The organism is Opitutus sp. sgz309028 (assembly GCF_059821195.1).
On sequence record NZ_JCAMRR010000001.1, the window covers coordinates 123,722 to 136,016 of the forward strand.

Genomic DNA, 12,295 nt, shown 5'->3' on the forward strand with positions numbered 1-12,295 from the left:
GTCAGGCGAGCGCCGGCGCGGCGGCACGAACCGCCTGGGCGATGTTTTGGGAATGCGCCTCGGCTTCGCCGCGCTCGTGATTGAATCTCATCGAGACGGTCTTCGAGACGCCGCGCTCCTCCATCGTCACGCCGTAGATCGCGCTCGCCGCCGAGACGGTGCGCTTGTTGTGCGTGATGATGATGAACTGCGACTCGTTCACGAACTTCTTCAACAGATCCGTGAAGCGACCGATGTTCGATTCGTCGAGCGGCGCGTCGAGTTCGTCGAGCAAGCAGAACGGCGACGGCTTCACCATGTAGAGCGCGAAAAGCAGCGCCACGGCGGTGAGCGTTTTCTGTCCGCCCGACAGCAGCGTGATGCCTTTCAACTTCGTGCCCGGCGGTTGCGCCACGATCTCGATGCCGCTCTCCAGAATGTCCTCGGTCTGGATCAATTCCAGGTGCGCGCGGCCGCCACCGAAGAGCGTGTGGAAGGTGTATTCGAAATTCTTTTTGATCTGCTCGAACGTAAGCTCGAACTGCTTCTGCGAGGTCTGGTTGATCTCGTCGATCGCCTTCAACAACTCCGCCTTCGCGGTCGTGAGGTCGTCCGACTGCCCCTTCAGGAAATCGAAGCGCTGCTTCAATTCCGCGTATTCCTCGATGGCGACGAGGTTGACGGCGCCCATGCTGCCGAGCCGCGCGCGGAGCGCATCGATTTCGCTCTTGATCGCGTCCCAGTTCGTGGCTTCGAGCGCCGCGAGATCCTGCTCCGTCGGCTCGCCCTTCGGCGCCTTCGGCTTGCGCCGGCGCTTCGTCGGCGCTGCGGCCTCCGCCTCGCCCGCCGGTTGCTCGCCGTTCGGACCGGGCTCCTCGCCCGCCGCGGCCGGGGTCTCGCCACGCAGGTCGGGTTCGGGCGTCGAGGCCTTCAACTCCGCGCTTTTCGGTTCGTCATCGTCCTCGTCGTCGAGATCGAGCGGCTTCACGCCTTCCGGCTCGTCGTCCGAGCGCCAGAGCTGCTGCTTCCAATCGACGCTGGTGATATCGAGCTGATACTCGCGGGTGACTTCCTCGGCGAGGAACTGCGCGCGCTGACGTGTCTCCGCGAGCCTGATTTCGTGCGAGCTGAGCTGGTTGTGCGCGTTGTCGGACTGCGAATGCAGCGACGACTGTGCACCTTCGAGCGCGTTGATCTCGCGCTCCAGATCGATCAACTCCGTGCGCGCACTCTCCACCTGCTGCTGCGAAACGATCAACGTTTCCTCGAGCTGGATCGCGCGGGCGCGCTGTTCCTCGGCCTCGCGTTCGAGCAAACCGGTCTGCTCGCTCCAGGTTTCGATCTCGTGCTGCCGCTGCACGAGCAGCTCCGAAAGTTGAATACGCCGGCGCTCCATTTCGCCGAGGCCGCGATCGAGGACTTCGACCTTCTGGCGTCGCTCGGCGAGTTCGAGCCGCGCCTGCCCCAGGGTCTCGCGCTTCACGTCGCGATCCGCGCGCAATTCGTTGATCCGCACCTCGAGGTGCTGGATGCGATCGCGCTGCGCGCCGGCGGTGGCTTCCGCCTCCGCCAGTCCGGCCTGCGCTTTTTCCCAGCGCACGTGCGCCTCGTTGCGGGCCTGTTCGAGGCCGACGAGTTCCGTCTCCATCCGGCGGACGCGGTTCGCGATGTCCTCGGCGTTGCGCTCGGCGCTGCGCTGCTCGGCCTGCACCGCGGCGACGGTCTGCGTGACCGCGAGCACTTCGGCGCGCTTCGCTTCGAGCGTTTGCTCGGCTTCGGTCAGTCGCGCGTTGAGCGCGTCGATGACGGCCTTCTGTTCGTCGTGCGCCTTCTGGTCGTCGGCGAGCGCTTTTGCGGTTTCGCGCAGATCGATTTCGCGCTGCACGATGCTGTTCGCCGAGCGCTTGCTCGAGTGGAAGCCGCCGTAAACGAAACCGCGTCGGTCCACCAAATCGCCTTTCCGGGTCGCCACCGCGAGAAACCCGAAGCTCGGGTTGGCCTTCCAATAATCGAGAAACGCGCCGAGATCCTCGGCGATGTAGCATTCGCCGAGCACGCCGAGCACGGGATGATTCGGCTCCATGTCGCCGAGCGCTTGGACCGCGGGCGTGAGACCCGGCGGCAGCTCGCTTCCGTTCGCCGAGCCCCGCGCTCCCATCTCCGCCACATTCAGCACCGCGGAACCGATCTGCTCGGTTTCCAGTTGCGCGAGGATGCGCTGCGCGGTCGACAGATCGGTGACGCTGATCGCCTCGGCGGCGGCGCCGAGGATCGCCTCGATCGCCTTCGCGAAATCCTGTTTCACGGCGAGCCCGTGCGTGATCGGCGCGACCTTCGCGCCTGCGAGCGCGGCATCGAGCCGGCCCTGCAGCACGGCTTTCGCGCCCTCGCCGAAACCTTCCCACTTTTCCTGCAGCTGCTGCAACAAGCGCAGCCGCGCGGTGCGCTGGGCGAGCTGGCGATCGATTTCCTGCAGCTTGCGCTGCGCCTCGCGAAACTCGCGCGTCAGATCGGTGATCGATTGCTGCGCTTCCGCGGCTTCCTGATTGGCGCGGGCCTTGTCGGCGAGCGCGCTTTCGACGCGCGCCTCGAGCTCCGCCACGATCTGCGCGGCGGCGGCCTGCTGCTGCCGCACGCTTTCGAGTTCCTGCGCGAGTCCCTCGTGACGGTGCACGCTGGTCTTCTGGTCGACCTCGTAGCCGGAGCAGTCGGTGCGCAAACGCGCGACCGTGCTCTCGAGTTGGAGGAGTTGGAATTTCGCCTGCTGCAGCTCCTGCTCCAGTTTCGACAACTCGCCCTCGACGATCGCGAGTTCGCGGTTGCGCTGCTGGAAAACGGCATCGCTGCTGCCGAGCAAGCCGAGCTGCAGCTGCTTGTCCTGCGCGCCGCTGTCGACCTGCGCTGAGACTTCGCGCAGCTGCATCTCCAGTTCCTCGAGATTCTGTTTCGAGGAACCCAGCCGGTCCTCGAGGCCGGTGCGTTTGATCTGAGCGAGATTGGCCTGGTTTTCCGCCTGCTCTTTTTGCGAGCGGACGTCGAAGACCGCCTGCTGCGCATCCTGCACGCGCTGGTTGAGCCGGTTGCGGCCGGACTTCTTTTCGTCGAGCAGCGCCTGTTGCGACTCGAGATGCGTGCGACGCTCGTCGGCTTCGGAGCGCAGCGAGGTGACGCGGCTCTCGAGTTCGCCGAGCGACGCCGCGAGCTTCGCGTGATGATAGCCGCTCCACGCGAGGCTGAGGTGGCGCAGGCGGAAACTGATGCGCTTGTAACGCATCGCCTTGGACGCCTGGCGGCGGAGGCTGCCGATCTGCCGGCTGACTTCGCCGATGACGTCGGCCACGCGCGCGAGATTCTGGTCGGTGAGCGCGAGCTTCTGCAGGGCCTCGCGACGCTGGCTCTTGTATTTGGTGATTCCGGCCGCCTCTTCGAAAACGGAACGACGCTCTTCCGGCTTCGAGGAGAGGATCAGGTCGATCTGGCCCTGCGCCATGATCGAGTAGCTGGTCCGACCGATGCCGGTGTCCATGAACAGTTTTTGGATGTCCTTCAACCGGCATGCCTGGCCGTTGAAGAAATACTCGCTCTGGCCGTCGCGGTGCACACGGCGGGTGATTTCGATCTCGTGAAACTCGCTGCCGAGCTGCTTCTCGCACTCGGTCAACAGCAACGAAACCTCGCACATCTGCGCGGGTTTGCGGGTGTCGGCGCCCTCGAAGATGACGTCCTGCATCTTGCCGCCGCGGAGGGCTTTGGCGCTCTGTTCGCCCAGCACCCAGCGGATGGAATCGGCGATGTTGGACTTGCCGCAACCGTTGGGACCGACGACCGCGGTGACGCCGGGCTCAAAGCGAAGCGTGGTGGGGTCGGCGAACGATTTAAAACCGTGGAGCTTGAGCGCCTTTAGATACATGCAGCGTTAAAAACGGGCCATTGAAGGCCACCCCTAGTCCCCGGCAATGGAAAAACCCGAAAGATGTTCACACGGTATTCCCAGCCGGGCGCGGCCGGTCCCCGGCGCCGGCGCTCCTTCGTCAGGTGCGAGCATGGGCTGCCCTTCTTAATTGAAACCACAGATTGCACGGAGTGCATCGATGCCGATCGGATCCTCGTTTGCGCCGGGGACGTCACTCGCTAGCACTTTGGGTCCGATGTCCACGAACGCCGCCGCCACGTCCGTCGCTGTTTCTTCCGAGACGCGCCGTTATCTGCCATGGCTGGTCGCGGGAGCGCTGTTCATGGAGAACCTCGACGCGACGATCGTGAACACCGCCGTGCCGACGATCGCGGCAAATCTCCAGGTCGCGCCGCTGAGCCTCAAGGCCGTGCTCACGAGCTACACGCTCAGCCTCGCCGTGTTCATTCCGATCAGCGGCTGGCTCGCCGATCGCTTCGGCACGCGCCAGGTGTTTCACTGGGCGGTGACGTTGTTCATGGCCGGCTCCCTGCTTTGCGGCGTCGCGCCCAACATTCACTTCCTCGTCGGCGCGCGCATCCTCCAAGGCATCGGCGGCGCGATGATGACACCGGTCGGACGGCTCGCGCTCGTGCGCGCGTTTCCCCGTTCCGAAATGCTGCGCGCGATGAACTACGTTGTCATCCCCGCCTTGATGGGCCCGCTGCTCGGGCCGTTCACCGGCGGCTTGATCGTGCACTGGTTTTCCTGGCGCGTGATCTTTTTCGTCAACATTCCCCTCGCGCTCCTCGGATTCTGGATGATCCGGCGCTACATGCCGGATTTCCGCGAGGAAACCGCGCCGATGGACCGCACAGGGTTCGTGCTCTTCGGCGCCGGCATCGCGCTGCTCTCCTACGTGCTGGAAGTGTTCGGCGAGCACAGCATGGCGCCCGGACCGATCGCGTTTTTGCTGGCGCTGGCGCTGCTGCTGCTCGCCGCCTACGGCTGGCACGCGCAACGTGACGACGCGCCGCTGCTCGAATTGTCGCTGTTTCGCGTGCGGACGTTTCGCCTTTCCGTCGTCGGCGGTTTCGTCACGAGGCTGGGCGTGGGCGGCATGCCGTTTTTGTTGCCGCTACTCTACCAAATCGGACTCGGCTATCCGGCCTGGCAGGCGGGACTGTTGACCATGCCACAAGCGGTCGCCGCGATGGGTATGAAGATCATCAGCCGGCCGGTCCTGCGTCATCTCGGCCACCGCCATGTGCTGATCGCCAACACCGTCCTGCTCGGCGGCACGATCATGGTCTTCACGCAGATCGGCCCCGGCACGCCGTGGGCGGCGATCCTGTTGCTGAGTTTCACCCAAGGGTTCTTCTCGTCGCTGCAGTTCACGAGCATGAACTCGCTCGTTTACGCCGACATCTCGGATCGCGACGCGAGCAAGGCCGGCAGCATCGCGAGCACGGCGCAGCAGCTTTCGTTAAGCTTCGGCGTGGCGTTTGGCTCATTGCTGGCCGGACTGTTTCTCGGCCACGTGAATCAGACCGATCCGGGCCAGGCGATCCCCGCACTGCACAAAGCATTCTTCACGCTGGGCAGCGTCACGATCCTGTCCTCGATCACGTTCTGGGGCCTGCACGCCAACGATGGCAACAACGTCAGCAACCGTCGCACCCGCCGCCGTCCTGGCGCCGAGGTCAACATCGCCGGCGACGCCGCTGCCCCGGTCGGGAAGTGAGGGCGGAGGGAGTCCCGAGTTGAGGGTTGAGAGTTGAGAGATTGAGAGTTGAGGGCGATCGGACCGCGACGCGATCGACGCCAACTCGCCTCGGCAAACTCAGTCGTGTCCCACCTCATCGCCGAAGATCAAAGTCTGCCGATGCGGCGCCACGCGCACGAGAATGGCCGGCCGCGGCGCCGCGAGGGCCAGGAGCTCCCCGCGACCGGTCACGCCTCACTTGTGATCCCACGGCAGCTTCACGGCGAGGCGGCGGTATTTCCAGATGCGCACGGGCTCGAACATTTTTCCGGGATTCAGGATACCGTTCGGATCGAGCGCGTGCTTCACCGCCTTCATCGCCTTGATCTGCGCCGGGCTGTGCTGCACCCGCAGGAAGGGCGTTTTCGCCAGGCCAATACCGTGCTCGCCGGATATCGCGCCGCCCAGCGCGACCACCTTGCGCATCAGTTTTTCGACCGCCGCTTCCGCGCGTTTCGTCTCCGCGGGATCGTCGCGATGATACATGATGTTCACGTGCAGGTTGCCGTCGGCGAGATGACCGAAGGTCGGAATCGCGAGCCGCGAGCTGCGCTTCAACTGCGTAAGAAAACGCATGAACGTCCCGTAATTCTTCATCGGCACCACGATGTCTTCGTTCAGCTTCGCGTCGCCGAGCTCGAACATCGCCCCCGAACATTTCCGCCGCACCGCCCAGAGTTGCTCGGCCTCGGCGCGATCGCGGGCCGCGCGGTGCGCGCTCGTGTGCGCCTGCGCCCACGCCAGCGCCGCCACCTGCTGCTCGGCGACGTCCGCCACGCTGCCGGTGAATTCGAGCAGCACGACCGGCCGACCGGCCTGTCCGGGAAATACTTCCGTCTGCGTCGCCCGCTCCGCGCAGAGCACGCTGTCGCGATCGAGAAACTCGCAGATCGCCGGCTGCACCTTCGCCTGGAACAGCGCGAGCACCGCCTCGATCGCGTGCTGCTCGTCCGGATACGCCGTCAGCAGCGTCCAGCGCGCCGCCGGTTTCGGCACAAGTTTCAACACCGCGCCCGTCACCACGCCGAGCATGCCTTCGCTGCCGATCCACAGGTCGCGGAGGTTGAAGCCGGCGGAAAACTTCTTCGTCGCCGTCCCCCATTGCACGAACTCGCCCGTCGGCAGGAATCCGCTCAGCGCCACGACAAAGTCACGCGTCACCCCGTATTTGCCGCCGTGCATCCCGCCGGCGTTGCACGCGATGTTGCCGCCGATCGTGCAGTATTCCTTCGACGAGGGGTCGGGCGGATAAAACCAGCCATCCGCTTCCGCCGCGCGCTGGATATCGCCGACCTTCGCACCGCATTGCACCTGCGCCAGTCCGGCGACGGGATCGATCTTGATCCGATTCAGCGCCAGCATGTCGATCACCCAGCCGCCACGCACCGGCGCCGCCGAGCCCATCAACGTCGTCCCCCGCCCGCGCACCGTGACGGGCACGCCGTGGCGGTTCGCCAGTGTCAGCACGACGCCGATTTCGGCCTCGCGTCGCGGCGTGATCACCGCCTCGGGAAGGAAGGAAATCTTGCTGCTGTCGAACGACGCCGCGAAACGCGACGCCTCATCGGTGGCGACGATGCGGCCAAGCCGCCGGCGCAGCAAACGAGTGGCTGGAGCGAAGGACATGCTCGCAGGGTGCCGCGCGCCAGAATTCGACGCAAGAGTGCGGCGGTTGCCGTCGGTTTGCGTTCAGCAGAGGAGCTAAAGTTCAAACGATTTGAGCCGACAAAATAATTGCAGTCTCCGGTGCGCGTTCGGCGCGCAGCCCGCTCATGGTTCTCACTTCCCCACCGGCCCGTGGCTCGGCGCGAAGCAATCGCGTCCTCGTGATCGACGACAACCCGTCGATTCACGACGACGTGCGCAAAATCCTCTGCCCGCCGACCGTGCCGTCGTCCGCCAGCCTCGACGCTCTGGAGCAGGAGCTGTTCGGCGACAACCCGACCGGTCCGGACAATGCGCCCGCGCGGGCGCTGCCGACTTTCGTCGTCGATTCGGCGTTTCAAGGACGCGAGGGCCTCGCGCGCGTCGAACAGGCGCTCGCCGAGGGTCAACCGTATGGGATGGCCTTCGTCGACATGCGCATGCCCCCGGGCTGGGACGGCGTGGAGACCACGCTCGAGCTGTGGAAAGTCGCGCCCGACCTGCAGATCGTCATCTGCACCGCCTATTCCGATTACTCCTGGGAGGAGCTGCTGGCGAAGATCGACGGCTCCGACCGCCTCGTGATCCTGAAAAAGCCGTTCGACACGATCGAGGTGCTCCAGCTCGCGAACGCGATGACCGCGAAATGGAATCTCCTGCAGCAGGCCCGCGCTCATGCCGACGACCTCGAGGCGCGCGTGCGCGGTCGCACCGCTGCGCTCGAGCAGGCCAACGGATTGCTGCAGGACGAGATCGCGCGCCGCATGCTGGTCGAGCTCGACCTGAAGCGCGCGAAGGAAGCGGCCGAGGCGGCGGATCGCGCGAAGAGCGCGTTTCTCGCCAACATGAGCCACGAAATCCGCACGCCGATGAACGGCGTCCTTGGCATGGCGAATCTCCTGCTCGCGACGCCGCTGAACGCCGAGCAGCGGGACCTCACCGAGACGCTCTGCCAGAGCGGCGAAAGCCTGCTCACAATCATCAACGACATCCTCGATTTCTCCAAAATCGAAGCGGGCCGGCTCGAACTCGAGTCGATCGACTTCGACCTGGCTGACACGCTCGAGCGCGCGCTCGACCTGCACGCCGAGGCGGCCGCGCGCAAGGGACTCGAACTCGTCGCCCGTTTCGGGCCCGATGTGCCGCGGCACGTGCGCGGCGATCCCGTGCGCGTGCGCCAGGTGGTGCTCAATCTGGTGGGCAACGCCATCAAGTTCACCACCCAGGGCGAAGTCGTGCTCGAGACCTCGATCGACCAGAGCTGGCCGGACCGCACGCTGGTCCGGTTTGCCGTGCGCGATACGGGCATCGGCATCCCCGACTGGATCCAGGAAAAACTCTTCCAACCCTTCGTCCAGGCGGACAGCTCCACCACGCGGCGCTTCGGCGGCACGGGGCTGGGACTGGTGATCTGCAAACGCCTCGTAGAGTTGATGGACGGTCGCATTGGCGTCGAAAGCACGCCCGGCAAGGGCTCGACGTTCTGGTTCACCGCCGAACTGAAGCACGCCCGGCACCCGATCGATCCGGTGGTCCGCCTGCCCACGCTGCAGGGACATCGGGTGCTCATTGTGGATGATAACGCCACGAACCGCACCCTCCTTTCGCACCTCTGCGCCGGCTGGCAGCTCGAATCCGTGGCGGTCGATTCGGTCACGAGCGCCATCGAGGAACTGCAACGCGCGGCCGAGGCCGGCACGCCGTTCGAGCTGGTGATCACCGATCATCACATGCCCGGCCGCGACGGCCTGGATCTCGCCGCGACGATCATGACCGATCAGGGCCTGCCCCAACCCGCCCTCGTGCTGCTGACTTCACGGGGCGAACGGCTGCCCCAGCCCGTGCTCGACGAATACCGTTTCGCTGCGTGCGAGCTGAAACCGATTCACACGAAGTCGCTCCACGAGACGCTCGCCCGCGTGCTCGCGAGTCTCCCGCCTTCCGCCGCCACCCCGCCATCAGCCACGGACGAAGCCCCGGCCTCGACGCCGCATCCGGCGGAGATCCTGATCGCCGAAGACAATCCCGTTAACCAGAAGGTCACTCTTCTGCAGCTCCGCAATCTCGGCTACACCGCGGACGTGGTCGCGAATGGCGTCGAGGTCATCGCCGCCCTGCAGCGCAAGACCTACGCGCTGATCCTGATGGACGCGCAGATGCCGGAAATGGACGGCGCCGAGGCGACACGGCGCATCCGCTCCGCGCAAGCCGCCGGAGAGCCGGGCTTTCAATCGCCGATCACGATCGTGGCCATGACGGCGAACGCCATGTCAGGCGATCGCGAGGCGTGCCTCTCGGCTGGGATGGACGATTATCTCGCCAAGCCGGTGAAGCCCGCGGACCTCCGGGCGATGCTGAGCCGTTATCTCCCCAATCGCACCTGCGCCCCCGTCGCATGACCTCCACTGAACCGACTTCGGCCCGCCTCAATCGCCAGGACGGGCAAAGCCTCGATCACGATCTTGCGGTCGCGTTCCTGGAAAACATTCCCGACGTGATCTATTTCAAGGATCGCGAGTCGCGCTTCATCGCGGTCAGTCGTTCGCTGGAGATTCTTCACGACCGACAGCGCGGCGAGATCCTGGGCAAAACCGACTTCGATCTGTTTTCCGAAGCGCACGCCCGGGCCGCGTTTGCCGACGAACAGGAGATCATCCGCACCGGTCAACCGATCATCGGCAAGGTCGAGCGCGAAACCTGGCCCGACGGGCGGATCACCTGGGTCCTCACCACGAAGCTTCCGCTCTGCAACGCCGAGGGCGAGGTCGTCGGCACTTTCGGTATCAGCAAGGATGTGACGCAGTCGAAGGAAACGGAGCTGACGCTCGAGCAGACGCAGCGCCAGCTGATCGACGCATCGCGCACGGCGGGCATGGCCGAGGTCGCCACCGGCGTGCTGCACAACGTCGGCAACGTGCTCAACAGCCTGAACGTCTCCGCGACCGTCATCGCCAGCGGCCTCCGCAATTCCAAAACCGAAAACCTCACGCGCGTCGCCGAGCTGTTTCGCCGGCACGCCGCCGACCTCGGCGACTATCTCACCCGCGACCCGAAGGGCCGGCGGCTGCCTGAGTTCATCGAGTCGCTCGCCCAGCACGCCGCCGCCGAACGCACCCGGCTGTTGAAGGAAATCGAATCGCTCAAGAAAAACGTCGACCACATCAAGGAGATCGTCGCGATGCAGCAGGCCTACGCGACCATGGTCGGCGTCACCGAGCCGCTCGATCCCGCCGAATTGATGGAGGATTCGCTGCGCATGAACGCCGGCGCCCTCATGCGCCACTCGGTCGCGGTGGTGCGCGAGTTCCAGCCCGTTCCGCCGGTGCTCGCCGAAAAGGCCAAGGTGCTGCAGATCCTCGTGAACCTGATCCGCAACGCGAAGTATGCGGCCGACGAAAGCGGCCGTCCCGACAAACGCGTGACGTTGCGTATCCAAACCGGCGAGACAGGACGCGTGCAACTGATCGTCGCGGACAACGGCGTCGGCATCGCCCCGGAGAACCTGACGCGGATTTTCGCCCACGGCTTCACCACCCGCGCGGGCGGTCACGGCTTCGGTCTGCATTCGAGCGCCATCGCGGCGCGCGAGATGAAGGGCACGTTATCCGTCACCAGCGGGGGCCCGGGCCAGGGCGCCACGTTCATGCTGGAACTGCCGTCGGCCTAGGCAGTTTTGCCGCCCCGAGCGCGACGCCACGCGGCTGTCTGCGTTTTTCCGTGGCGCGGGGGCACGCGTCGGCTATGAAGGCCGGTTTCGCCATGCAACGCGTGCTCACGCCGGCGCGAACCTTCGTCCAACATCCCGAGCTGCTCGTCATCCTCGGGTGCAACGTGCTGCTCGGCCTCGCCTATTCCTTCGCGGTGCCGTTTTTCTCGCTCTTCGGCACCATCGAGGCGGGCATGAGCCCGGCACAGTTCGGCGTCTTCATGACCGTGACGGCGCTGGCGGCGATCGTGGTCAGCACGGCGATCGCGCGCTGGTCCGACACGCACTGGTCGCGGCGCACGGTGCTCATCGTCGGCTGCGTGGGCGGCGCACTCGGCTATCTCGGCTACGGCTACGTCCGCAGCTTCACCGGACTGATGCTCGTGGGCTGTTTCGTCGTCAGCATCTCCTCGATCACGTTTTCGCAGCTGTTCGCGCATGCGCGGGAGCAACTCGACCGCTCGGGCCTTCCCGCAGCCGATGCGCCGCTTTACGTGAACGTATTCCGCCTGTTTTTCGCGCTGGCGTGGACGGTCGGTCCGGCGGCGGCCTCCTGGGTGCTCGTGCTGTTTTCCTACCGCGGGCTGTTCCTGACCACCGCGTCGTTGTTTGTCGTGCTGCTGGCGATCGTGTTGCGGTTCATCCCGCATCTCCCTCCGCCGCAGGCGCGACGGACCGGCCCGCGGCCGTCGCTGTTTCGCACGTTGCAGCGCCGCGACCTGCAGGCGTTTGCGGTCGGCTTCGTGCTGATCAACAGCGCCTCGACCATGGCGGCGATGAGCCTGCCCCTGTTGATCATCCAGACACTGCACGGCACCGAGCAGCAGATCGGCATCGCCTTCAGCCTCGCGCCGATCTTCGAGATTCCGCTGATGTTCTATTTCGGCCTGCTCGCCTCTCGCGGCGACCAGGCCAGAATCATCCGCCTCGGCGCCGCGATCGCGCTCGCCTACTACGGACTGCTCGCGGCGGTCCGCGCGCCGTGGAACGTGTATCCGCTGCAGTTGCTCGCCGCCGCCGTCACCGCGGTGAACTCCGGCGTCGCAATCACATTTTTTCAAAACTATCTGCCCGGTCAGCATGGCTCGGCCACGAATCTCTACATGACGGTGAACCGGATCGGTGCGACCGCCGGCTACCTGCTTTTCGGCCTGCTGGCGTCGACCGTCGGCTACCGCGGCGTATTCGTCGTCTGCAGCGGGCTCGCGCTGGTCACGGCGCTCCTGTTCAGCGCCCGGCGGAGCTCCACCGGCGGAGCCCTCGCCGCCGAACCGAAAGCCGCCTGAAGCGGCGCGTGGCCGCGGAGCGC

6 protein-coding genes are annotated in these 12,295 nt (G+C 65.5%); 4 read left to right on the forward strand and 2 right to left on the reverse strand.

The window, feature by feature from the left end:
- Position 1 precedes the first annotated feature (1 nt).
- Positions 2–3,889, reverse strand: a complete 3,888-nt coding sequence (gene smc, locus AC6RV7_RS00555) for a chromosome segregation protein SMC (protein WP_500091935.1) — start codon at positions 3,887–3,889, stop codon at positions 2–4.
- 238 nt (positions 3,890–4,127) lie between these two features.
- Here smc and AC6RV7_RS00560 point away from each other — a divergent pair, with 238 nt between their 5' ends.
- On the forward strand, positions 4,128–5,615 hold the full coding sequence (locus AC6RV7_RS00560) for a DHA2 family efflux MFS transporter permease subunit (RefSeq protein ID WP_500091936.1): 1,488 nt from the start codon (positions 4,128–4,130) through the stop codon (positions 5,613–5,615).
- A gap of 216 nt (positions 5,616–5,831) precedes the next feature.
- Here the strand turns inward: AC6RV7_RS00560 and AC6RV7_RS00565 are convergent, their stop codons facing one another.
- Complete coding sequence (locus tag AC6RV7_RS00565) at positions 5,832–7,262, reverse strand: FAD-binding oxidoreductase (RefSeq protein WP_500091937.1); 1,431 nt, start codon at positions 7,260–7,262, stop codon at positions 5,832–5,834.
- A gap of 146 nt (positions 7,263–7,408) precedes the next feature.
- Between AC6RV7_RS00565 and AC6RV7_RS00570 the strand changes: the two genes are divergently transcribed.
- From AC6RV7_RS00570 to AC6RV7_RS00580, 3 genes are all read left to right on the forward strand, one after another.
- On the forward strand, positions 7,409–9,679 hold the full coding sequence (locus tag AC6RV7_RS00570) for a response regulator (RefSeq protein WP_500091938.1): 2,271 nt from the start codon (positions 7,409–7,411) through the stop codon (positions 9,677–9,679).
- Entirely contained in the window at positions 9,676–10,947 is a 1,272-nt protein-coding gene (locus tag AC6RV7_RS00575; protein ID WP_500091939.1) for an ATP-binding protein, read from the forward strand. Before AC6RV7_RS00570 ends, AC6RV7_RS00575 begins: the two co-directional genes overlap by 4 nt.
- A 92-nt stretch (positions 10,948–11,039) precedes the next feature.
- Positions 11,040–12,272 carry a sugar efflux transporter gene (locus AC6RV7_RS00580; protein WP_500091940.1) on the forward strand — a complete coding sequence of 411 codons (1,233 nt, stop codon included), beginning with the start codon at positions 11,040–11,042 and terminating at the stop codon, positions 12,270–12,272.
- Positions 12,273–12,295 lie beyond the last annotated feature (23 nt).

Excerpts from the sequence above, each read along its gene's own strand:
- smc (WP_500091935.1), bottom strand. The coding sequence starts at position 3,889 with ATGTATCTAAAGGCGCTCAAGCTCCACGGTTTTAAATCGTTCGCCGAC.
- AC6RV7_RS00560 (WP_500091936.1), top strand. The coding sequence starts at position 4,128 with ATGTCCACGAACGCCGCCGCCACGTCCGTCGCTGTTTCTTCCGAGACG.
- AC6RV7_RS00565 (WP_500091937.1), bottom strand. The coding sequence starts at position 7,262 with ATGTCCTTCGCTCCAGCCACTCGTTTGCTGCGCCGGCGGCTTGGCCGC.
- AC6RV7_RS00570 (WP_500091938.1), top strand. The coding sequence starts at position 7,409 with ATGGTTCTCACTTCCCCACCGGCCCGTGGCTCGGCGCGAAGCAATCGC.
- AC6RV7_RS00575 (WP_500091939.1), top strand. The coding sequence starts at position 9,676 with ATGACCTCCACTGAACCGACTTCGGCCCGCCTCAATCGCCAGGACGGG.
- AC6RV7_RS00580 (WP_500091940.1), top strand. The coding sequence starts at position 11,040 with ATGCAACGCGTGCTCACGCCGGCGCGAACCTTCGTCCAACATCCCGAG.